Raw genomic sequence first — 21,766 nt, 5'->3', positions numbered from 1 at the left:
ATGCGTTCTCTCAACGACTAGAACAACAAAACCCCGCCCGCGAAAGCCGGCGGGGTTTTGCTTTGTCAGCTAGCCACCAAGCTGTTCCAGCCGGCACTGCTCCGCACGCTTGTCCGGACGCCACCGCAACAGCCGCGTCCCGTGACGAAGCCGCTCCCCGCTCACGTGGTCGTACGAAACCTCAACTACAAGCTCGGGCCGCAACGCTTCATAGTGCTCCGTCCGCGCCGTCGACCAGCGGCTCGGGCCGCCAGGTGAACGCCCCGTGAAACCAACGCCGCCGCGCAGCGCCTCGAGCCGATCCGTCAGTTGCCGCTTATCCTCCGCAGCCAAGGCCGAGGTGAAACCGACATGGTTCAGCTTGCCGGCGTCATCGTAGAGCCCAAGCAGGAGCGAACCGACCAGCTTGCTGCCGGTGCCGTAGCGGAAGCCACCGACCACGCAGTCGGCGGTGCGGATGCGCTTGATCTTCAGCATATCCCGCTCGCCGGCGGCATAGGGGGCGTCGAGGCGCTTGGCGATCACCCCGTCGACGTCGCCGCCGGAGACGGAAAGCCAGCGTTCAGCTTCCTCCCGATCCGTGGTCCTGGGCGAAAGCTTGATGCCCTGCTGCTCAACGCCGGCGAAGAAGCTCTCGAGAGCCTGACGGCGGTCCGTCAGCGGCAGCGAGGCAAGCGGCTTTGCGCCCGGCGCCAGCAGCAGATCGAAGAGGACGTAGACGGCGGGATGTTCGGTAGCGAGCTTCTGGACGCGGCTGGCCGCGGGATGAAGCCGCATCTGCAGGGCATCGAAACTCAGCTGGCCGTCCACGGGGATGGTCAGTTCGCCATCAAGCACGAAGTCATCCACCGGTAGCCCTTCGAGCAGCGCCACTATGTCGGGAAAGTACCGGCCCAGCGGCTTGCCAGACTTGGCGAACAAGGCGACGGCGCCACCCTGTTTGACTGCGATGCATCGAAAACCGTCCCATTTGGGCTCGAATTGCCAACCCGCATCGCTGGGCAGTTCATCCACCGCGCGCGCCTCCATCGGCGCAAGCGGGATCTCAGCAGGTGCGTTGCCGGTAGCGGACATCTCGCTCTCCTTCGCCTCCCAAAGCTAACCGACGATCCGCCAGCTGTCTCGGGTCCTCCCGGGGGAGTTCGCCCCTGCCCATCCGGGCAGTACGAAGTTACCTCACAGTTCGTTGAACGCGGGGGCGGTCTGTCCCATATCTGTAGCTCGCAGCTTCGGGGGAGCGAGCATGCCGGACGCAGTCATTTCCATTGCCGACCTGTCGAAGACTTATGCGACGGGCTTCGAGGCGCTAAAGTCGGTCAGCCTCGAAATCGAGCGCGGCGAGATCCTGGCGCTGCTCGGGCCGAACGGGGCGGGCAAGACCACGCTCATTTCCATCGTCTGCGGCATCGTCACGCCGACCGCCGGCACGGTGACGGTCGGCGGCCACGATATCGTCCGCGACTATCGCGAGAGCCGAAAGATGATCGGTCTCGTGCCGCAGGAGCTCACCACGGACGCCTTCGAGACGGTTTGGGCCACGGTCAGCCACTCGCGCGGGCTGTTCGGCAAGAAGCCGAACCCGGCGCACGTCGAAAAGGTGCTGCGCGACCTCAGCCTGTGGGACAAGAAGGACAGCAAGATCATGCAGTTGTCCGGCGGCATGAAGCGCCGGGTGATGATCGCCAAGGCGCTGAGCCACGAGCCTGAGGTGCTGTTCCTCGACGAGCCGACCGCCGGCGTCGACGTCGAGTTGCGCAAGGACATGTGGGCGATGATCCGCCGGCTGCGGGCCGCCGGCACCACCATTATCCTCACCACGCATTACATCGCCGAGGCCGAGGAGATGGCCGACCGCATCGGCATCATCCAGCATGGCGAGCTGGTGCTGGTCGAGGAGAAGGCCGAGCTGATGCGCAAGCTCGGCAAGAAGCAGCTGACCCTGACGCTGCAGGAGAAGCTCGACGCTCTGCCGGAGGCGCTGAAGCCCTATGCGCTCGAGCTCGCCGCCGACGGCGAGAGCCTCGTCTACACCTATGACGCGCAGGGCGAGCGGAGCGGCATCAGCGGGCTTCTTGCCGATCTCGGCAGCTCCGGGGTGCGGTTCCGAGACCTGCAGACGCGGGAGAGTTCGCTCGAAGACATCTTCGTCAGCCTGGTGAGGGACGCGTCATGAATTTCGAGGCGATCAAGGCCATCTACAAGTTCGAGATGGCGCGCACCTTCCGCACGCCGCTGCAGTCGCTGATCTCGCCTGTGATCTCGACCTCGCTCTATTTCGTGGTGTTCGGCGCCGCCATCGGCTCGCGCATCACCGAGATCGAGGGGGTGAGCTACGGCGCGTTTATCCTGCCGGGCCTGATCATGCTGATGATCCTGACCCAGTCGGTGGCCAACGGCTCCTTCGGCATCTACTTCCCAAAATTCCTCGGCACCATCTACGAGCTGCTCTCGGCGCCGGTGTCGTCGTTCGAAACGGTGGTCGGCTATGTCGGCGCGGCGGCCACCAAGTCGATCATCCTCGGCGTCTTGGTGCTGGCGACGGCCTGGTTCTTCGTGCCGATCCGCATCGATCACCCGTTCTGGATGATCGCCTTCCTGGTGCTCACCGCCGTCACCTTCAGCCTTGTCGGCTTCATCATCGGCATCTGGGCCAAGGGGATGGAGCAGCTGCAGACGGTGCCGCTGCTGATCATCACACCGCTGACCTTCCTCGGCGGCACCTTCTATTCGCTGAGCGTCCTGCCGCCGTTCTGGCAGGCGGTGTCGCTGTTCAATCCGGTGGTCTACCTGATCAGTGGCTTCCGCTGGGCCTTCTACGGCATCGCCGACGTCGACATTTCCGTCAGCGTCGCGGCGACGCTCGGCTTCCTCGCCATCTGCCTTGCCATCGTCAGCTGGATGTTCCGCACCGGGTATCGGCTGAAGTCGTAGCGCGGCTTTCATTGCCGGTTCATCGCCGGAGGATTAGCCTCGCGAGCGGAGGTCGATCATGCGCACCATCTGTCTCGCCCTGAGCCTGGTTCTCGTATCCGGTCCGGCTTTCGCCGCCGGGGCGCAGAACGATGAGATGCTGTTCGGCCGCGATCCGGAGAAGGATCGGGTGTTCGCCTGCTTCTCCCGCCAGTACGACGCCAAGCACCTGAGCCAGCACGACGCGCAGAACGTCACCGCGATGACGCTGCTGGTCGACAGCACCGAGGATGCCGATTACGGGCGGCAGTACGTGCTGTCGATAGGGGTCAACTTCCGCGGCGTCGACGAGCAGTTCCAGGTGTCCGGCTCGTGCGGGCTCGACGAAGAGGGCAACAAGCTGCTCGGCTGCGGCATCGACTGCGATGGTGGCCAGATCGACGTGAAGCTGCGCGACAAGGACTCGATTGCCGTCGAGATTCCCTATGGCGCCCGCACCTGGGATCCGGAATCGGAAGACGAGCCGCCGGCCGAGGCGGCCTTCGGCACCGACGACAAGGTGTTCTGGCTCTATCGGACCGATCTCAAGAATTGCCTGCCGCTGGAGTACGATGATGCCGGCAAATCCCTCCTCGCTGCCCAATGAGCCGGTCAGCCGGCGCGGCCTCGTTGCGCGCCTCGTCGCCGCGGCTGCTGCAGGCGCCGCGGTATTCAACGGCGAAGCGCGGGCGGCCGCTCCGAGCGTGCCGCGTGTCGCCTATCACCTCAGCGACATGGACAAGGTGGCGTTCGTCCTCGGCAATATCGCCAACCACATCGAGGGGATGGGCGGGCCGGACAAGGTGAGCATCGTGCTCGTGGTGCACGGACCGGCGCTCAACGCGTTCCGGCAGTCCACGGCAAATCCCGATCTCACCCGCAAGCTCTCGAAAGCCGCCGGGCAGGGCGTGGGGCTCGAGGCCTGCGGCAATACACTCGAAGCGCAGAAGCTGGAGCTTTCCGACCTGTTGCCGGGCTTTGTCCGTGTCGATCAGGGCGGCGTTACCCGCCTCGCACAGCTGCAGGCCGAGGGCTATGCCTATCTGAGGCCCTGATCGCTAGAACTGGTCACAAAATCTTCAGGTTCCTCCGCCATCAGGACGGCACGACTCCGGAACTGACCAGGCCCCCGAATGACCAGGATTTTCAGCACCGCCCTGCGGTTCGCCCTCGCTTTGTCGCTGCTTGTCGCCTCGGTGCTGCCGACGCTGGCGCAGGTGACGATCTTTTCGCCCTTCAACATCGCCGAGGCGATGGATCAGGGCGTGAAGAAGGTCGCCGATGTTCCCTATGCCGACGGGCAGCGGAAGAAACTCGACATCTACGTGCCGGACAAGATCGAAGGCACCGCGCCGGTGGTGATGTTCATCTATGGCGGCAGCTGGCGGGCCGGCGACAAGTTCGAATACGAGTTCGCCGGACGGGCGCTGGCTGCGGCGGGCTTCGTCACCGTCATCGCCGACTACCGGCTGTGGCCGGAAGTGAAGTACCCGGAATTCCTCGAGGACAATGCGCAGGCGATGCGCTGGATCCAGGACAACATCGCTCTCTATGACGGCGATCCGAAGCGCTTCTTTCTCGCCGGTCACTCGGCCGGAGCCTACAATGCGGTGATGCTCGGGCTCGATTCCTCATTCCGCCGTGAGTACGACGTGACCATGCCGATCCGGGCCATTGCCGGCATTTCCGGGCCGTACAATTTCTACCCATTCGAGTATGACCAGGTGCGCGACACCTTTGGCCCGGCGCCGAGCGCCGAGGGCACCCAGCCGGTGAACCTCGTCACCGCCGACGCACCGCCGATGCTGCTCGCCAGCGGCACCAGCGACCCGATCGTCCGAGTGCAGAATTCCGAGGCGCTGGCCAAGAAGCTGCGCGACCAAGGTGTCTGGGTCAGCGAGAAATACTACCAGGGCTTCGGCCATCTCGAGCCGGTCATCGCGCTCGGCGCCATGATGCGGTTCCGCATGCCGGTGCTGAACGACGTGGTCGAGTTCTTCCAGACCTTTGGCGCCTTCCCATCCGGTACGCCGCGTCCGGTGTTCACGCCCGATCCGCCGGAGACCGAGATGACCGAGGTCATCAAGAAGATGGATGACGTGCTGGCGCCAATCGATGGCGGCCGACGCAACGAGTAGTCACGCTTGGCGCGTCAGACGTTGACGCTCTGCATCCGCGCGGCAAACGCCTCGCCGAAGGCCGACATGCCGTCGGCGATGATGCGGCCCACCGCATAGGCCGCGACGGCGTAGAACTTCTGCGCCGCCGGGGTGCGGAGGAAAGCGATGTAGGTGTCGAGGTCGGCGTCGCTGAGGTCGCGATAGGCGTAGGCCATCATCGCCCGCTGGGTGCGGCCGACATCGGCAAGCAGGCCCGGCATCATCGCCTCGACCTGCGTGTCGATCTCCTGCCACGGCACCGCGATATCGCCCTGCTGGTGCGACACCGAAAGCCCGAGCAGCAGCGCCCGCACCGACTGGCCGACCATCGCAGCCGAGATTTCGGCCGAGACCAGCTCCATCAGCGCGTCGATCTGGGTCTGCCGGATCACCGAGGCGGCGGCCACCAGCTGCTGCCCTTTGGCAATCGCCGCGACCTGCGCCGCCGGCTCCAGCAGCGCCGCCGAGCGCTCCAGCGTCGTCATGCGCTGGCCGAACTCGGAGTGGAAGAACTCTCCCAGCACCGACTGCTCGTCGGCGGAGAATTTGCCCTCGAGCGCCTTGGCCAGGCGGCGATGCAGGTCGCCGGCGTCGAACACCGCATTCGCCGTCGCTTCCCAGTGCTTGAGGAAAATCTCGTCGCTGGAGATCTCTTCGGTCCGCGCCGAGGCGGCAATGGCAGCGCCGAACTGGGTGAACACGACATCGAGCGCGGTGGCGCGCATCAGCTCGGCCACGGCAAGTTGCTGGCTTTGCGCCTGGACGGGAGCGGCGACGGCGAAGGGCGCAGCGATCGGCGCCAACAGCAGGGCCACCATCGCGAGCGATCGGATCAGCATCTCACGGCCCCTCCTTGATGCTGCCAGCCTAGCGCAGCGGTGCCGTTATCGCCAAGGCGGCGCACGATTTCCGCACAGAACTTGCCCCGGCGCGCGCCGCCGCTGCTAAACTCCAGCACAAACAATGGAGTGCTTGCCATGCAGTACACGCGCCTGGGCCATAGCGGCCTCGAAGTCAGCCGGATTTGCCTGGGCTGCATGTCGTTCGGCAACCCCAAGCAGGGCTCGCACGAGTGGACGCTCGACGAGGCGCAAAGCCGTCCGATCCTGCGTGCGGCGTGGGAGGCCGGGATCAATTTCTACGATACGGCCAATGTCTATTCACTCGGTTCGAGCGAGGAGATCGTGGGCAAGGTGCTGCTCGAACTGGCGCCGCGCGACGAGCTGGTGATCGCCACCAAGGTGCATGGCGAGATGCGCAAGGGGCCGAACGGCCATGGCCTCAGCCGCAAGGCGATCATGGCCGAGATCGACAACTCACTGCGCCGGCTCTGCACCGACTACGTCGATCTCTACCAGATCCACCGGTTCGATCCGGCAACGCCGATTGAGGAGACGCTGGAAGCACTTAACGACGTGGTGCGAGCCGGGAAGGCCCGCTATATCGGGGCTTCGTCGATGGCGGCGTGGCAGTTTTTGAAGATGCTGATGACGTCGGACCAGCATGGCTGGGCCCGGTTCGTTTCAATGCAGGACCAGCTCAACCTGATCGAGCGGGAGGAGGAGCGGGAGATGCTGCCGCTTTGCATCGACCAGGGGATCGGGGTTATCCCGTGGTCTCCCTTGGCGCGCGGGCGGTTGGCGCGGCCGTGGGGGGAGAGCACGGAGCGGATGGAGACCGACATCTACGGTAAGACCTTGTATTTGCGGGACGAAGCGGCGAACCAGGCGATCAACGCGGTGGTTGGTGGGATCGCCAAAGCGCGCGGGGTGAAGATGGCGCAAGTGGCGCTCGCCTGGGTGCTGCAAAAACAACCGGTTAGCGCCCCAATCGTCGGGGTGACCAAGCTTTCGCAGCTCGAAGATGCGGTGGCGGCGCTCGATGTGGGGCTCAGTGCCGACGAGGTGGCGCGGCTCGAGGCGCCGTATCACTCGACGGGAGCGCAGAGCTTCCGCTAGGTTGCGTCGGGGTAGAAGAGCAGGGTTTGGTCGTGACAAAGCACAGCAAAAGTCTGTCCGTAGGCCATGAACTTCTGCCAGTGGTCGTCGGTCTGGCTGCGATCCTGCTGCCGGCGAGTGTGTTGGCGAAGGATGTGGCGACCGCATCGATCTGTGGCATGGCGGCGGCGTCCCAGTTTGAAGCCGGCTACGCGGGGTTCGGACGCGAGCTCAGCCAGATCGATACCGCCATCGCTATTCCGGCTTGCGAGGAAGCAGTGAAGGCGACGCCGGATGCGATCGCCAACAAGGCATGGCTGGCGCGAGCGCTGTTGGCCAATGGCGAGACCGACGCGGCGCTGCCGCTGCTCGAGGAGGCGGTTGCCGCCGACAGTCCGCTGGCGCGGCAGCTGTTGGGCGATGTGCTGTTCGGCGATCTGGGCGATGGCAGCAGGGACGACTATGCGCGCGCCGTGGAAGTGACACGGCCGGCGGCGGAGGCAGGGTTCGCGCCGGCGCAGCTCAGCCTCGGCTATGCCTATGACCTCGGGCGCGGGATCGACGAGGACGATGTGCTGGCCGCCGACTGGTACAAGCGTGCCGCCGATCAGGGCGAGCCGCGGGCCGCGGGCAATCTCGGCTACCTCTATCACGGCGGCTCGGGCGTTCCGCTCGACTATGAGCAGGCGAAACACTGGTACGAGATCGCCGCCGCGAAGAACGACGTCATCGGCATCTATGGCCTCGGGCAGCTCTATGAGTTCGGGCAGGGGGTGGAGATCGACTACGTCAAGGCGGCCGAGCAGTTCCGGCTCGGCTCCGACCTGGGCGATTCCTACGCGCAGAACGACTTGGGCTACCTCTACGATTCCGGGCTCGGGGTTACCGAGGACGCGGCCGAGGCGGCGCGCTACTACCAGATGGCAGCCGACCAGGGCTATCCGCTGGCCAGCGCCAACCTGGCGCAGCTCTACAGCACCGGTCGCGGCGTCGAGCGGGATTTCGACCGCGCCTTCGGGCTCTATTCGTTCGCTCACGACCAGGGCGAAATCGGCGGCACGGTGGGCCTGGCGCAAGCTTACCTCTACGGCGAGGGCGTTCCGCTCGATTACGCGCAGGCGCTGATCTACGCCGCGCAGGCGGCCGAGGCCGGCGCAAGCTACGGGCAGACGACGCTTGGCAGCATCTATGCCGACGGGCTCGGCGTGCCGCGCGATTTCGCGCGCGCCATCGAGCTGTTCGACCAGGCGGCGGCGCAGGGCAACAGCTATGGCGAGAGCCGGGCCGCGGAAGTGCGGGCAGAGCAGGCCTGCGGGCTGATCGCGGCGTCGCCCTACGAAGCCGGCTTCGAGAGTACCGGCAAGCCGATCGAGCAGATCGATGCCGAGACCGCGGTCACCACCTGCGACAAGGCGATTGGTCTCGATGGCAACTCGCTCGAGAACAAGGCCTGGTACGCACGGGCGCTGATAGCAGCCGGCCGGCAGTCGGAAGCAGCGCCACTGCTCGAGGCGGCGACCCTGGGCGACTGGACGCCGGGCATGGTGCTGCTCGCCGATCTGCTGCTGTGGGGGCACGGGGTGGACGAGGATCCGGCCCGGGCCGTGGCGCTCTATCGGACTGGGGCAGCGCGCTACTTTCCGCCGGCCGAGTTCGGGCTGGGCGTCGCCTACCAGAACGGGCGCGGTGTTCCGGTCGATGCGACGCTTGCCGCGAAGTGGTATCGGGCCGCTGCCAAGCATGACATGCAGGCGGCAACCGACCGGTTGGCCGATCTGCAGCGGGGCCAGACAGAGCCGCAATATGGCACTGGTCGCGCTGGGCCGAAGAGCTAGCGCCCTCCTAGAGGCCAAGGGCCGTCGCCGCGGGGCGGATGAGGGTCTCTCTCCTCCCCCGCCACGGGAGGATCACTGCGCGGGCGGTGCTACACCGGCTCGCGGATGACCGAGGGGGCTGAGCGCTTTTCCTTGCCGTGGATGACGGCTTCGATGTTGTTGCCGTCGGGGTCGAAGACGAAGGCGGCGTAGTAGCCGGGGTGGTATCTGCGCTCGCCCGGGCCACCATTGTCGGTTCCGCCGGCCTCCAGCGCGGCTTCGTAGAACCGCTTCACCATCGCTTCGTCGCGCGCCTGGAAGGCGAGGTGGACTTTGGAGATGTGCTGCCCGGGGCCGGGCTGGCTGATGTAGAGCTCGTCGGCCTGGAAGGCGTAGGACGAGCGGTTGCCGGGCGGCAGTTCGAGGGCTTCGAGCACGGCGGAATAGAAGGTCGCCGCCTTGTCGAGGTCGGCGACGTTGATGTGCACGTGATCGATCAAGCGTCCGGCGTGGAACTGCATTCAGGCCTCCTTACTCACTGAGGCGCGAAAGTGAACATAACGAGAACGACGTGTCAATCACGGGCCAATGAAAAGCCGGCCGCCTGGTGGGACGGCCGGCTCGAAAATGTCAGCGACAGAAGCCTTACTCGGCCTTGTCGGCGCTGTCGGAATTGAGCTGGCCGTACTTCTCGACGCCGATCGAGTTGAGCAGCTGCAGTTGGCTCTCGAGGAAGTCGATGTGGCCTTCCTCGTCGGCGAGCAGCTCTTCAAACAGGTTCTTCGACACGTAGTCGCCCAACGACTCGCAGAGCTCGCGCGAGGCCTTGTAGGCCTTGCGGGCGTCATACTCGCCGGCGAGATCGCACTCGAGCACTTCCTTGATGGTCTGGCCGATGCGGAGCGGCGCGACGCGCTGCAGGTTGGGGTGGCCTTCGAGGAAGATGATGCGCTCGATCAGCTTGTCGGCGTGGTGCATCTCTTCGATGGACTCGGCACGTTCCTTGGCAGCGAGCTTGGTGTAGCCCCAGTCGGACAAGATGCGAAAGTGCACCCAATACTGGTTCACGGCCCCGAGTTCGAGGAACAGAGCCTCGTTAAGCCGCTCGATGACCTGTGCTTCGCCTTTCATTCCGACCTCCTTGGCGCTTGCGACGCATGGCCGAAAGCCGCGCGTGCACAGGAGGTGCCTCGGCGGATTTTTCGGCCAATTGGAGGTGGTACTCTTCCGTTACCGTGATGATAATGTCCACCACATTCGGAACGCAGCCGGCGCATTTGCAGCGCTTCTGGAGCTCCCGATAAACCATTGCCGGAACGATGATCTGCCAGGGATCCTCACGCAACAGCCCGATGATGATCTGCTTGATCTCCCTGTCGGTGATCACGTTGCACTGGCAGACAAGCATGGGCAGAAAGGGCGTCGGCTGTGAGGGTCGGGCGGCATAGAGCGCCGCTGAAACCTGATTGTCAATGTCAGATAATGCCGCAGCGTGAATCACGAAACCATCGCCGTCCCCGTGCGTATCTGTTCGGGCACTCGTAGGGTCTTTTGCATGTCGTTCTCTCTCGTCGGCCTCCTCAACTTCGCCAGCCCGAAGGATCGCCGGTCGCGCCGTCTCGCCGCCGGTCTTGCCTATGGTGACAGGCCCAAGCAGCGGCTCGATATCTATGGGCCGGTAGCTGCCGCAGGACCGGTGCCGGTGGTGGTGTTCATATACGGGGGCGCCTGGAACGAGGGTGACCGGCGCGATTTCGCCTTCGCCGCCCGATGGCTTGCAGCGCTCGGCTATCTGGTGGTGGTGCCGGACTATCGGGTGCTGCCGGAGGTGGAGTATCCGGTGTTTCTCGAGGACTGCGCGGTAGCAGTGCGCTGGACGCTCGAACACGCGGCCGAATTCGGCGGGGATGAGAAGCGGCTGGCGCTGCTGGGGCACTCGGCCGGTGCGTACAACGCCGTGATGCTGGCGCTGGAGCCGGCCTATGGGGTGGCCGCCGCGATCCGCTCGGTGGTCGGACTGTCCGGTCCCTATGACTTCCACCCGTTCGACGTGCCGATCGCCATTCGCACCTTCAGCGGGGCTGCCGATCAGTTGAAGACGCAGCCGGTGAACCTCGTCACCGGGGTAGCGCCGCCGATGTTCCTGGGTAGCGCCGACGGCGACACAGTGGTGGGTCCGCACAATACGGTGGCGCTGGCGCGGCGGCTGCGCGAGCACGGCGTGATGGTGGTGGAGCGGCACTATCCGCGCTTTACCCATCCTTCGACTCTGCTGGAACTGGGGAGCCTCCTCACCCGCCGGTCGAGCCTCGCCGGAGAGGTCGCAGGTTTCCTGGAGCGCACATTGCGGCTGGCGCGACGGGGCGGCGGCGCTATGATCGGAGCGGACGAGCAGGGAGTGACGCGATGAGTGGGCTTCGACAGACGCTGATGGGCGGCGCCGTGCTGGCGCTCGGGCTCGGCACGGCCCCAGCATTCGCCACGGAACTGTTCGACGCCTGTGCTGCCAAGGCGGCGAGCCAGTACGAGACGGGCTATGCCGAAACGGGGATGGACAGCAGCGCCATCGATACGGCGGCAGCGATCGAAGCCTGTACCGCCGCGCTGGCCGAAGCTCCGGAATCGGCGCCGCTGAAGGCCTGGCTCGGCCGGGCCTATGACGCATCCGGCGACTCCGCACAGGCCGTGACCTATCTCGAGCCGGCGGCAACTGCGGGCAATCCGCTGGCCCAGACCTTGTTCGGCGATATACTGATCGTCGGGCAGGGGATCGAGCAGGACATGACCCGCGGCGCCGAGCTGTTGAAGCTTGCAGCCGATGCCGGTTTTGCGCCGGCCGAGGACAGCCTCGGGCTCTCCTATGATTACGGCGAGGGCGTCGCGCAGGACTATGCCGAGGCGGCGCGCTGGTATCGCCGCGCCGCCGAGCAGGGCTTGCCGCGCGCCATGGCCAACCTGGGCTCGATGTATGCCGACGGGCTGGGGCTCGATCGCGACCTGGTCGCCGCTTCCGCCTGGTATCAGCGGGCTGCCGATCGCGGCGATGCCCGCGCGCAGTTCAATCTGGGCAAGCTCCAGGAGACCGGTGCGCTGGGTGAGGCGGATTACGAGCGGGCGGTAGCGCTCTACCAGGCTTCGGCCGACCAGAACTACGCCCTGGCCATCAATGCGCTGGGCTATCTCAAGCAGAATGGCTATGGCACCAAGCCCGACCTCGAGGGCGCAGTGGCGCTGTACCAGCGGGCGGCCGACCAGGGGATCGCGCAGGCGCAGTTCAACCTGGCGCTGCTCTATGAAGACGGCGTGGGCGTAGCGCAGGATGCCGCCCTGGCGCGGCAGTACTACCGCCAGGCCGCGCAGAACGGCAACGCGGACGCGGCGGCCAACCTGGGGCTGATGTATCTCGATGGCCATGGTGGCGTGCTCGACTACGGCAAGGCGCTGAGCTTCACGCAACAGGCGGCCGACCAGTACAACCCGGTGGGGCTCAACAATCTCGGCCATCTCTACGAGAATGGGCTCGGGGTGACGCTGGACACCACGAGGGCGCTGGAGCTCTACCAGCAGGCGGCCGAACTCGGGTATCAGCCGGGGGCGGACAATCACCGGCGCCTGGAAGCGGCGCTACAGGCGCCGACCGAGACGCCGACGGTGAAGACCTATCCCAAGAGCAAGATCGACAACTAGCCAAGGCTGCCTAGCCGTTCTTCCCCGCTCGTTGAGAGTGGGTCCAACTGGGTTGCCCTGAGCCGTTGCGGCAAAGGGAGCGCTCGTGCAGTGTCCGTGCTGCATCACGCTGGAGTCGGTTGTTGTTCCCCTGGATATCAGACGTCTTGTCGCCGGCGATCGGTGTGTTTCGGTTGCTCCGGTCGGACATGCTGCTGATCGCCTCCGGGGCGTGCCTGGCATTCTTCATTACGGTGCTGGGCATTCCGCGCGTTGCGCACCTCTTGCCAAAGGACCGCGGCCGCGCGTTTGCGGTCGACGCCGACAAGAGTGTCGGCAAGCCCATGGGGGCCGGCCTGTTCTTCGTCGCAGTGTTCGCGCTCGCGGTGTTCCTGTTCGTTCCGTGGCGGCTCGATGTGCTGCTGTTCGTCGGCGTCATGCTGCTCGCCTCGGTCATCGGGCTGGTGGACGACGCCACAGGCGGCCTGTCGGAATACCGGCTGGCCTTTCTCGATCTGCTGGTTGCCGGGCTATCGGCGTGGCTGCTGCTGAACGCAGAGGGGTCCCTGGCGCTCTGGCTGCCCCTCATCAGCGGGTCCTTCGTGCTGCCGCCGTTTGCAGTCTTCCTGATTTTCACGGGGACGATCTGGATATCGATCAACGCGACGAACTGCAGCGACGGCGTCGACGGCCTGTCAGGCAGCCTGAGCGTGGTCTCCCTCGTGTTCCTGGCGTTCCTCCTCTACGGCGTGGTCGGGGACAAGGCGACCGCTGAATACCTGCTGATCCCGTTCGATCCGCGCGCCGGCCTGTGGGCGAGCCTCGCCTTCATCATGGTGGGGTGCGTTGCCGGTTACCTCTGGCACAACGCCCCGCCGAGCAGCGTGCTGATGGGGGATGCGGGGTCACGCCCACTGGGCCTGCTGATCGGCGTCCTGGTCTGTGCGAGCCACAATGTGCTGCTCATCGTGGTCGTCGGGTTCGTCATCCTTGCCAACGGTTCGACCGGTATCGCCAAGGTCGCGCTGAAGCGGTTCTTCAAGGTGCTGGTGTTTGGGCGCGTGCGGTTTCCGCTGCACGATCATTTTCGCAAGGAGGTCGGCTGGACCGGGTCGCAGGTGCTGGTGCGCTTCGTCATCGCCCACCTGATCGTCTCGGCGATCCTCTACGCTGTGTTGCTCAAGGTGCGCTAGCGCGGTCGGCTCGTCAGCTGTGTTCCTTCTCGCGCCGGCTCGCCAGCACGGCGATGGACGCCGCGACGCGGTGGGCGGTGGAGAAGAACTCGCGGTGGATGAGGAAGCCGACCGTCACCACGCTGGCAGCAACGGCAAGCCACTCGTTGGCGAACCAGGCGACCATCGGCACGGCGAAGTAGTAGGCGCGAATGCCGTTGTTGAAGTTCTTGGCCGCGAGCGTGTTGAGCTGGGCGATGCCGTCGATCTCGTCGCGGGCGACGTGCTCGGAATGCTCGATGGCGCCGAGCAGGATGCAGAAGTGGTTGAATTGGCGCAGCGCCAGGGTGAAGGCGAAAAAGCTCAGCACGAATATGGCGAGCGTCGCGAACAGGTGGATCTGCACGTCCTGCGTGCTGTAGCTGGCCTTGAGGCCGACGGTCGACAGCGTGTCGGTGAGCGCCGTCAGGTTGCCGAAGGCGGTGAACACCGCCAGCACCAGCAGCACCGAAGTGGAGGCGAGAAAGCTCACCGAACCCATCAGGTTGCCGGCGAGGATGGCATCGAGCGGGGTGTCGCGCTTTACCGCGTTCGCCACCCAGCGGCGGCGCTGCATCGACATGATCACCGATAGCGAGGGGCGGTGGCGCTCCAGCAGCGGGACGCCATAGTTGTAGGCGAACCAGCAAAAGAGCGGAAAAAGTGTCGCAAACAGCGTCATGGCGCGCCGGAGCCCTCGGAGATTCGGGTGCTCCTTTATAGCGCCACCGACGCCGTTGGCGACTGGCTCAGATGAAGGGCGGAGACAGCATCGAAACGAAGCGCATGCCTTCGTTGCGGTCGGCCGGCGCGTCGCTGGGCAGCGGCCATTTGCCATCCAGCACCGCGGCATCGCGCTCGGTGCGGGTCAGGCGCCATTCAGGACCGAAGAACGGCTTCTGGCGATCGTCGCCCGGCGGCAGGTCGTCGCGCGGGGTCAGGATTCCGACAAAGTGCAGCACGTCATCACTCCTCGTCATGGTCGGCCCCGCCGCCCACAGGGGGAGGCGGCAGGGCCGCGTTGCCCGCCAGGAGAAGGGAGGAGGAGACCCCCGGCGTATGCGAAGTAGAATGACAAAGACTATCGGATTGGTCGAGAATTGAGATGCCAAAACGCGGGTGTGAGGGGGAAGCGATTTGCGTGGGGGTTGGGGCAGGTAAAATAGGGCGGCGCGGCCGGTGGTTGTGGACCCCCACCCCTGTCCCCTCCCCGCAAGGGGGGGAGACCCTCACACTGATGCCGGCGTTTTCGTCTCCCTCCCCATTCTTAGGGGGAGGGGACAGGGGGTGGGGGTCGGCTCGCACCGGCCTGTCGACACGCGCTCTACAAGGTGCGGGCGTAGCGCATGAATATCTGTTGGATTTCGTTCATCACAGCCTCGGACAGCTCGATATCTGCGGCAGCTATGTTGACCTTTAGCTGCTCCATGGTGGTGGCGCCGATGATCACCGAGGTCATGAACGGCTTGGTCAGGCAGAAGGCGATGGCCATCTGGTTGACGTCGAGCCCGTGCTTTTCGGCGAGCGCGATGTAAGCCCGGATCGCCGGCTCGGTGTACTGGTTGTTGCGGTAGGCGGAGCCGGCAATAGCGCCGCGCGTCCCCGCCGGCAGCACGCCGCCGAGGTACTTGCCGGAGATGGCGCCCGCCGCCAGCGGCGAATACGCGAGCAGCCCGACATCCTCGTGGAAAGCCAGTTCGGCGAGGTCCATGTCGTAGTAACGGCGGAGGAAATTGTACTCGTTCTGGATGGTCTGGACGCGCGGCAGGCCCAGCTCCATCGACAGCTTCAAGTATTGCATGGTGCCCCAGGCGCTCTCGTTGGAGAGGCCGAAATGGAGGATCTTGCCCTCGCGGACCAGCTCGCCCATCACCTGCAGGACCTCGAGCATGTTGGGCAGCACGCTCTGTTTGTCCTGGAGATAGGGGTTGTAGTCCCACGAGCCTTCGAAGTGGTAGTGCCCGCGGCGCGGCCAGTGGATCTGGTAGAGGTCGATGCGGTCGGTCTGCAGGCGCCTGAGGCTGCCTTCCACCGCTTCGCGCACGCTCGGGCCATCGATGCCGCGACCGTTGCGCACCCATGGGCGGCCGCCCCCGGCGACCTTGCTGGCGAGGACGATCTGGTCGCGCTTGCCAGTCTTCTTGAACCAGGTGCCGATGATCTCCTCGGTCTTGCCGTAGGTCGAGGCATCGGGGGGCACGGCGTACATTTCGGCGGTGTCGAAGAAGTTGATGCCGTGCTCAATGGCGTAGTCCATCTGCGCGTGGCCCTCGGCCTCGGTGTTCTGCTTGCCCCAGGTCATGGTGCCCAAGCAGATTTCGGACACCGAGATGTCGGTGCGGCCAAGTGTCTTCATCTTCATCGGAAAAGCCCCTCGAATGCGGCGCGCACCCTAAGTGGCGATACCGGCTGAGACAATCCCTCCGATGGTTCGAGCGGAGGTTGCGCCGGGGGCGAGGATCGGAGAGATTGCGCGCGACACTTCAAGGATATTGCCCGTGCCCAAGCTGACGCAGCTGCTCGCCGCCCTTTGCCTCGTACTAGGCGGTTTATCTGCTGGCCCGGCGCAGGCGCAATCCGACCCCGACATCGCGCGGCTGGGCAAGATGAGCCTCAAGGAACTGGCGGAGTTCGTCGGTGCCGTTACCCGCTCGGTCGGGCAGGACACGATCAAGCTACAGCCGACGGCGCAGAGCAATGACTGCGCCGAGCTGATCCGGGCAGCGAACTCGTTTGCGCTGGGCTATCGCCTGCTGGACGAGGCGGACGCGGCGCTGATCGGCAAGCCGGCAAAGGACGTGCTGGTGCTGAAGTCGCATATCGTGCAGTCGCGGGTCATCACCTTTGCCGCCCGGGTCCGCGCCGAGGAGTGGCTGAGCCGCCGCTGCGTCGGCTTTCAGATGCCGGCCGACAAGGCGAGCGAACCGCGCTATGCGGTGCCGGTGAAGATCCAGACGGCCGAATATACCGAGGCGGTGATCGAGGCGCGGGACGCCGCCGAAGCCAACCTCGCGGCCGCAGTGGCGGCCGGAATCAGCCGCAAGTGCCCACAGGTGATCTCGGCCATGCAGTCGATCCAACTGTTCGTGCCGTATCTCGAGAAACTGGGCAAGGACGTGGCCAAGCGCCCGGAAGCGCTGGGTCCGCGCGCCAGCCGGCGTGGCCTCGAAGTGGCACGCAGTCAGCTGGTCGCTGCCGGCAACAAGCTCTATCGCGAACTCGGGGTGGGGTGCCGGGCCACGGCCCCGGCCGAGGCGGAAGCCCCCTCGGACGGTGCGGCTCCGCCCGCCGGAGAAGACGCGCCGCCCGCCGCGCAGTAGGGCATCCGCACCGCTGGTCAAAAAACTGTCACGCTGATCGCTTTTTGCCTTGAGGTAAGCCGGATCACCCCCTATATACCCCCTGCGTCGGCGGCGATGGTCGCACTCGAAAGACGCAAAAAGCCAAGGCTTTGATATCTGACGCGGGGTGGAGCAGCCCGGTAGCTCGTCAGGCTCATAACCTGAAGGTCACAGGTTCAAATCCTGTCCCCGCAACCAAAGCTTGGTACTGGAAAGCCCCGCGAAAGCGGGGTTTTTCGTTTCTTGGCCTCCGATTTTGGATGCTTCGCAAATGGGTTCAGCTTTTGGTGTCCGGCTGGTGTCCGGCCTTGAACCGGGGTGCAAACACGCCCGTTTGCCACACCAGCGGCCGTGAGCGCCTGGAGGCATCGTCGGCGATGACGAGGTTGCTGGTCACTTTGCCTCGTTACGCACCGTCATAGCTGCGGTCCATCAACGGCTTGGCTTTGTCCAGTGTAGCGAGATCGGTGATAATGATTTCGAGGTCGCCGGTGCCGAAGTGGCCGATCTTGCGCACGTCACGTGTGAAACCGGGCTCAAGGACGATCGTGTCCGGATCGACCTTCACGAAGACCTTGATGTGTCTGATCTGCGGTTTAACCTCGACGCATGCGAAGTTCTTTAGGCGCCGGAATGCGACGTAGTTGTCGAGGGTTTTCAACTCCACATCATCGCCCAACGCTAGGAGGTAGGCCTTTGTAGCCTCGTAGAGGTCCACAAGCTCTTGGTCGGCGTTCGCCAGATACTGGGTAACGGTCTTCTGGAGATAGCGTGGACGCGCTGCTGCAGGTTCGCCTACCGCATCAACGCTTGCAGGAATTTCGCGAGTTGGGCGTTCTGACGCCGAGGTCAGCAATTCAAAAAGCAGTAGCTCGTCGCCAAAGCGGCGATAGCGGACTAGCGCGATGTTGCGGTTCATCTGGTTGACAGCATGAGCGTCGAACTTGGTGAAATCGCCGGCGATGCAAATCAGCCGAGGCGTGCCCCAATTGACGGCTTTTGCCTGCTCGGTGCCGAAACGCTCCAGAACCAGCCATTCGAAATCGCGGCGGTGGTCCATAAGCCAGTCGAGATAGAACAGGCCTTGATTGATTACGTTCTCGTTGGTGGCCCGCTTGTACTCGACGATGACCGGCGAGCCGTTCTCGTCAATTCCCAACGAGTCCATTCTCCCACCATTAGTCGTGGGAAACTCGGATGCGAGAAACCGCACGCCGAGGAACGCTTCCATGTTCCCCTCGATCAGGGTCTGCAGCGATTTTTCTAGCGCAACTGCGCTTCCGCTAAGTTCGGTGACCGACGCGTCGGCGGTGCGGAAAAGTTTGATATCGCTCATGTGCCCCCGGCCATTAGCTTACGACAAGATCCATCTCGGCTGCTTTGCCTCCCCGATCGCGCGAGAAGATTTCCTCGTTGCCTTCATCCGGGCTCAGCCCCAATCGGCGGCGATGGTTTCAGCTTGGCGGACGACCAAGTCGACCGCGGCCTTTTGGAGGTCTGGCGGATAGCCGTAACGTGCGAGCAACTTTCGCACCTCGATGCGCATCTTGGCCCGCACGCCTTCCTTCCGCGTCCAGTCGATGGTCGCAGAAGAGCGGATAGTCTCCACCAAGAGCTTCGCGAGCGTTCGCAGCGTTTCGTGGGCCATCAGTTCTCGGGCTGTCCCGTTCTCGGCCAGCGCCTGGTAGAAAGCGACCTCTTCTTGCGATAGCCCGAGTTCAGCTGCCCTAGTCGCGCTGGCGCGGATGTCGTTGGCGAGTGCAATCAACTCTTCAATGACCTGCACGCTATCGACCGCGCGGTTATGGTACTTGCGCAGCGCTTCATCCAACCGCTCACTGAGCTTCTGTGACTGGACGATGTTGGTCCGGGCATTGGCCTTGATCTCGTCAGAGAGCAGGCGACGCAGCGTTTCGACAGCGAGGTTCTTCTGCTTCGTGCCGCGCACCTCGGCGAGGAACTCGTCCGAGAAGATAGACAGGTCCCGTTGCTCAAGCCCGGCGGACTTGAACACGTCGAGGATGCCGTCAGCCATCACTGCCTTTGACAGCAGTTGTCGGATGTCGCGTTCTACACCGGCGCGGCTACGCCCCGATCCCGTGGTGTATTTTGCCAAGTTCGCCCGCAGCGCCGCGACCATTGCGATCTCGTGGGCTTGATCCTTAACCCGGTCGTCACCTGCACTGATTGCATAGGCAACCTCCAGCTTGAAGCCCGTCTCAAGGAAGGCGTCACGCCCGTCGGTGGCTAGAAGGTGTTCGAGGCATTGCTTCAGGATCGTCAGACGGGTTGTCGGCGGCGCCGCAAAGAAATCCTTCCAGTTGACGCCGTCCAGTAGCGCCAGTGCGCTTTCCAGCAGCGTGAGCGTCTGGCCCGCAGCCTCGTCGGGGTCCATGCGCACTTGGTCCCGGTCGCCCTGGGTGTACTTCTCCAAGGCTGCCTTGAGCTCTGTACCGATCCCCAAGTAGTCGACTACCAACCCACCGGGCTTGTCGCCCCAGACCCTATTGACCCGCGCTATTGCCTGCATGAGGCCATGACCGCGCATGGGCTTGTCGATGTAGAGGGTATGCAGAGAAGGGGCGTCAAACCCCGTGAGCCACATGTCGCGCACAATCACGAGATCAAAGCCGGACGAGGGGTCCTTGAACCGGTTCGCCAGTGCCTCCAGTCGGGACTTGGTGCGCAAGTGAGGTTGCAGTAGCTGTGGATCGTCGGACCGGTTACCAGTGACCACCACCTTCATAAGACCCGACTTGTCGTCGCTGGTGTCGGCAGAGACCCAAGACGGACGGAGCTTGGCGATCTCGTCATAGAGCATCACAGCGACGCGGCGGCTGATCGCGACGATCATTCCTTTGCCACCTGCCATAGCAGCACGCCGAGTGTCGAAGTGATCCACAACATCTGCGGCAATCTGAGCGATGCGATCTGGTGCCCCTACGACCTCGTCGAAGCGAGCCAGCCTGCCTTTGACGCGCTCAACCGCTGCGTCGTCACCCTCCGCCAGCTCCTCGGCAAGCGCATCGAGTTGGGCACGCTCACCGTCATCAAGGGCCAGATGCAGACGGGCAAGTCGCGCGGTGTAGTGGATCGGGACGGTGGCGTTGTCCTGCACCGCGCGTGTCATGTCGTAGGTGTCGATGACATCGCCGAAGGTGCCGTAGGTGTCGCGGTCCCGCTCTTCGATTGGCGTGCCTGTGAAGCCCACAACTGTTGCTTGGGGAAGTGCCTGCCGCAGGTAGTCGGCAAATCCCACGGCTTCCCGCATGCCGCCGTCGCGCTCGACATAGCGCTTCTTAAACCCGTATTGCGTGCGGTGCGCCTCATCAGCGATGACGATCACGTTGCCGCGATCTGTGAGCAAGGGGTGAGAGCCGTCCTCCCCTCTGAAGCGCTGAATGGTCGTGAAGACCAGACCGCCGATGTCGACCGCAAGCAGACTGCGCATCTCCTCTGATGTTTCGGCCTGCCGGGGTGTGCCACGCAGGGCCGCCCCGTGGTCAGCGAAAGTCCCAAAAAGCTGGTCATCGAGGTCATTACGATCGGTGACCAGAACGATGGTCGGGTTCCTCAGAGCCTTGGCCAGCTGGAGCTGCCGCACGAAGAACAGCATGGTCAGCGATTTGCCGGACCCCTGCGTATGCCAGACCACACCGCCCTTGCGGCTGCCAGACTGCGAGGCGCTGAGGGTGGAAGCGAGCGCCTTCTTGACGGCATGAAACTGATGGTAGGCGGCGAGCTTCTTTGACTTGACGGTGCCGTCCTTAACCTCGAAGGCGATGAAGTCGCAGATCAGGTCGATGAACCTCTCGGGAGCGAACACGCCTCGAATGAGCACCTCAAGCTCTGAACGACCAGCGTCATCGAGGCCTACCCCGTCAATCGTTCGCCATGGGGCGAACCTATCCAAGTGCGCCGTCAACGACCCGATGCGAGCGTTGCTGCCGTCGCTGATCACAAGCACCTGATTGGTGCGCATCAGTTCCGGCGCCCTCGTCTTGTAGGTTGTCAGCTGGCTGTGGGCCTTCCCCAGCGTCGCTGACGCATCGGACGGGCTTTTCAACTCCAGGACCGCCACAGGCAGGCCGTTGATGAACGCGGTCACATCCGCGCGCACTGTCCCCTTCTCGCCCTTGACGATGAACTGGTTGGCAACAAGCAGGCGGTTAGCCTGTGGGTTCTCCTGATCGATGATCCTGATGCCGATGGTGCGTGTGGCGCCCCTCTCGTTTACCTCGACAGGCACACCGCTGACGAGGAACGGGTGGAACAGGCGGTTGTTTTCGACGAGGTCCTGGCTCTGCGACGCCTTAATCTTGAGCACAGCTGAGTTGACCATGTCGGCGGTCGCCTCGGGGTTCAGGGAGGCGATGGCGCTGCGCAATTCCGGCTCTAGGATCGCCTCGCGATAATCAGCCCGTGCACCCATTGGCCCGTCTGGCGCGAGATGGGCACCTGTTACACTCCGCCAACCAAGCAGCTCGAACCATGAGAGCGCCGCCAGCTCAACGGCCTCTTCAGCGAGTTCCATGCGCGGGCTGTCGGGTAGTGCGGAGTATGTCTCGCTCATTGCCACCTTACCGCGTACGCACGAGGTTGTGTTTGCGCAAGGTCGCCCAGGTCGTTCCAGCCCACAGCGACATAGCCGCCCTGCCTGAAGGCAGCTGGCATCTCTCCCAATCCGCA

21 protein-coding genes and 1 tRNA gene are annotated in these 21,766 nt (G+C 64.3%); 12 read left to right on the top strand and 10 right to left on the bottom strand.

Annotated features, from left to right (window positions below):
- Window positions 1–69: 69 nt before the first annotated feature.
- Window positions 70–1,074 carry an ATP-dependent DNA ligase gene (locus AC1DYL_RS12425; RefSeq protein ID WP_477173362.1) on the bottom strand — a complete coding sequence of 335 codons (1,005 nt, stop codon included), beginning with the start codon at window positions 1,072–1,074 and terminating at the stop codon, window positions 70–72.
- A 169-nt stretch (window positions 1,075–1,243) separates the two neighbouring features.
- On the opposite strand from AC1DYL_RS12425, the gene AC1DYL_RS12420 reads away from it, so the two are divergent.
- From AC1DYL_RS12420 to AC1DYL_RS12400, 5 genes are all read left to right on the top strand, one after another.
- Window positions 1,244–2,173 carry an ABC transporter ATP-binding protein gene (locus AC1DYL_RS12420; protein ID WP_477173361.1) on the top strand — a complete coding sequence of 310 codons (930 nt, stop codon included), beginning with the start codon at window positions 1,244–1,246 and terminating at the stop codon, window positions 2,171–2,173.
- Window positions 2,170–2,931, top strand: coding sequence for an ABC transporter permease (locus AC1DYL_RS12415; RefSeq protein ID WP_477150057.1), 762 nt, complete (start codon window positions 2,170–2,172; stop codon window positions 2,929–2,931). Before AC1DYL_RS12420 ends, AC1DYL_RS12415 begins: the two co-directional genes overlap by 4 nt.
- Before the next feature lie 58 nt (window positions 2,932–2,989).
- Window positions 2,990–3,556, top strand: coding sequence for a hypothetical protein (locus AC1DYL_RS12410; RefSeq protein ID WP_477173360.1), 567 nt, complete (start codon window positions 2,990–2,992; stop codon window positions 3,554–3,556).
- Window positions 3,525–4,004 carry a DsrE family protein gene (locus AC1DYL_RS12405; RefSeq protein WP_477173359.1) on the top strand — a complete coding sequence of 160 codons (480 nt, stop codon included), beginning with the start codon at window positions 3,525–3,527 and terminating at the stop codon, window positions 4,002–4,004. Before AC1DYL_RS12410 ends, AC1DYL_RS12405 begins: the two co-directional genes overlap by 32 nt.
- A 78-nt stretch (window positions 4,005–4,082) precedes the next feature.
- On the top strand, window positions 4,083–5,087 hold the full coding sequence (locus AC1DYL_RS12400; protein ID WP_477173358.1) for an alpha/beta hydrolase: 1,005 nt from the start codon (window positions 4,083–4,085) through the stop codon (window positions 5,085–5,087).
- 14 nt (window positions 5,088–5,101) lie between these two features.
- Here AC1DYL_RS12400 and AC1DYL_RS12395 read toward each other — a convergent pair whose 3' ends face one another.
- On the bottom strand, window positions 5,102–5,947 hold the full coding sequence (locus AC1DYL_RS12395) for a hypothetical protein (protein ID WP_477158964.1): 846 nt from the start codon (window positions 5,945–5,947) through the stop codon (window positions 5,102–5,104).
- A 138-nt stretch (window positions 5,948–6,085) separates the two neighbouring features.
- On the opposite strand from AC1DYL_RS12395, the gene AC1DYL_RS12390 reads away from it, so the two are divergent.
- A complete protein-coding gene (locus AC1DYL_RS12390; RefSeq protein ID WP_477173357.1) occupies window positions 6,086–7,066 on the top strand; it encodes an aldo/keto reductase in 981 nt (326 codons plus the stop codon).
- 80 nt (window positions 7,067–7,146) lie between these two features.
- Entirely contained in the window at window positions 7,147–8,880 is a 1,734-nt protein-coding gene (locus AC1DYL_RS12385) for a tetratricopeptide repeat protein (protein WP_477173356.1), read from the top strand.
- 89 nt (window positions 8,881–8,969) lie between these two features.
- On the opposite strand, the gene AC1DYL_RS12380 is transcribed toward AC1DYL_RS12385, so the two are convergent.
- The 3 genes from AC1DYL_RS12380 to AC1DYL_RS12370 form a co-directional block, all read right to left on the bottom strand.
- Window positions 8,970–9,380 carry a VOC family protein gene (locus AC1DYL_RS12380; protein ID WP_477173355.1) on the bottom strand — a complete coding sequence of 137 codons (411 nt, stop codon included), beginning with the start codon at window positions 9,378–9,380 and terminating at the stop codon, window positions 8,970–8,972.
- A 124-nt stretch (window positions 9,381–9,504) separates the two neighbouring features.
- Window positions 9,505–9,990 (bottom strand): bacterioferritin, encoded by a 486-nt coding sequence (gene bfr, locus AC1DYL_RS12375; protein WP_055046419.1) that lies wholly within the window; start codon window positions 9,988–9,990, stop codon window positions 9,505–9,507.
- Window positions 9,956–10,360: a (2Fe-2S)-binding protein gene (locus AC1DYL_RS12370; protein WP_477150049.1), complete on the bottom strand. Its 405-nt coding sequence runs from the start codon at window positions 10,358–10,360 to the stop codon at window positions 9,956–9,958. Before AC1DYL_RS12370 ends, bfr begins: the two co-directional genes overlap by 35 nt.
- A gap of 54 nt (window positions 10,361–10,414) precedes the next feature.
- On the opposite strand from AC1DYL_RS12370, the gene AC1DYL_RS12365 reads away from it, so the two are divergent.
- The 3 genes from AC1DYL_RS12365 (at window position 10,415) to AC1DYL_RS12355 (ending at window position 13,718) form a co-directional block, all read left to right on the top strand.
- Window positions 10,415–11,269: an alpha/beta hydrolase gene (locus AC1DYL_RS12365; RefSeq protein ID WP_477173354.1), complete on the top strand. Its 855-nt coding sequence runs from the start codon at window positions 10,415–10,417 to the stop codon at window positions 11,267–11,269.
- Window positions 11,266–12,546, top strand: a complete 1,281-nt coding sequence (locus AC1DYL_RS12360; RefSeq protein ID WP_477173353.1) for an SEL1-like repeat protein — start codon at window positions 11,266–11,268, stop codon at window positions 12,544–12,546. The genes AC1DYL_RS12365 and AC1DYL_RS12360 overlap by 4 nt, the downstream gene beginning before the upstream one ends.
- Window positions 12,547–12,710: 164 nt before the next feature.
- Window positions 12,711–13,718, top strand: a complete 1,008-nt coding sequence (locus AC1DYL_RS12355; RefSeq protein WP_477173352.1) for an MraY family glycosyltransferase — start codon at window positions 12,711–12,713, stop codon at window positions 13,716–13,718.
- Between the two features lie 13 nt (window positions 13,719–13,731).
- Here the strand turns inward: AC1DYL_RS12355 and AC1DYL_RS12350 are convergent, their stop codons facing one another.
- The 3 genes from AC1DYL_RS12350 to AC1DYL_RS12340 form a co-directional block, all read right to left on the bottom strand.
- Entirely contained in the window at window positions 13,732–14,418 is a 687-nt protein-coding gene (locus AC1DYL_RS12350) for a DUF599 domain-containing protein (protein ID WP_477150045.1), read from the bottom strand.
- 67 nt (window positions 14,419–14,485) lie between these two features.
- A complete protein-coding gene (locus AC1DYL_RS12345; protein ID WP_477173351.1) occupies window positions 14,486–14,716 on the bottom strand; it encodes a hypothetical protein in 231 nt (76 codons plus the stop codon).
- Window positions 14,717–15,060: 344 nt separating this feature from the next.
- A complete protein-coding gene (locus AC1DYL_RS12340; RefSeq protein ID WP_477173350.1) occupies window positions 15,061–16,098 on the bottom strand; it encodes an aldo/keto reductase in 1,038 nt (345 codons plus the stop codon).
- Window positions 16,099–16,234: 136 nt separating this feature from the next.
- Between AC1DYL_RS12340 and AC1DYL_RS12335 the strand changes: the two genes are divergently transcribed.
- A complete protein-coding gene (locus AC1DYL_RS12335) occupies window positions 16,235–17,056 on the top strand; it encodes a hypothetical protein (protein WP_477173349.1) in 822 nt (273 codons plus the stop codon).
- Between the two features lie 142 nt (window positions 17,057–17,198).
- A tRNA-Met gene (locus AC1DYL_RS12330) sits at window positions 17,199–17,275 on the top strand.
- A 208-nt stretch (window positions 17,276–17,483) separates the two neighbouring features.
- On the opposite strand, the gene AC1DYL_RS12325 is transcribed toward AC1DYL_RS12330, so the two are convergent.
- Together AC1DYL_RS12325 and AC1DYL_RS12320 are read right to left on the bottom strand one after the other, a co-directional pair.
- Window positions 17,484–18,413 (bottom strand): DUF5655 domain-containing protein, encoded by a 930-nt coding sequence (locus AC1DYL_RS12325; protein WP_477173348.1) that lies wholly within the window; start codon window positions 18,411–18,413, stop codon window positions 17,484–17,486.
- 93 nt (window positions 18,414–18,506) lie between these two features.
- Window positions 18,507–21,611 (bottom strand): type I restriction endonuclease subunit R, encoded by a 3,105-nt coding sequence (locus AC1DYL_RS12320; protein ID WP_477173347.1) that lies wholly within the window; start codon window positions 21,609–21,611, stop codon window positions 18,507–18,509.
- Window positions 21,612–21,766: the final 155 nt, after the last annotated feature.

The organism is Devosia sp. P1_H9 (genome assembly GCF_056405135.1).
Note: the sequence above shows the minus strand (reverse complement) of the source record. Positions and strands in the feature narration are given on the sequence as shown.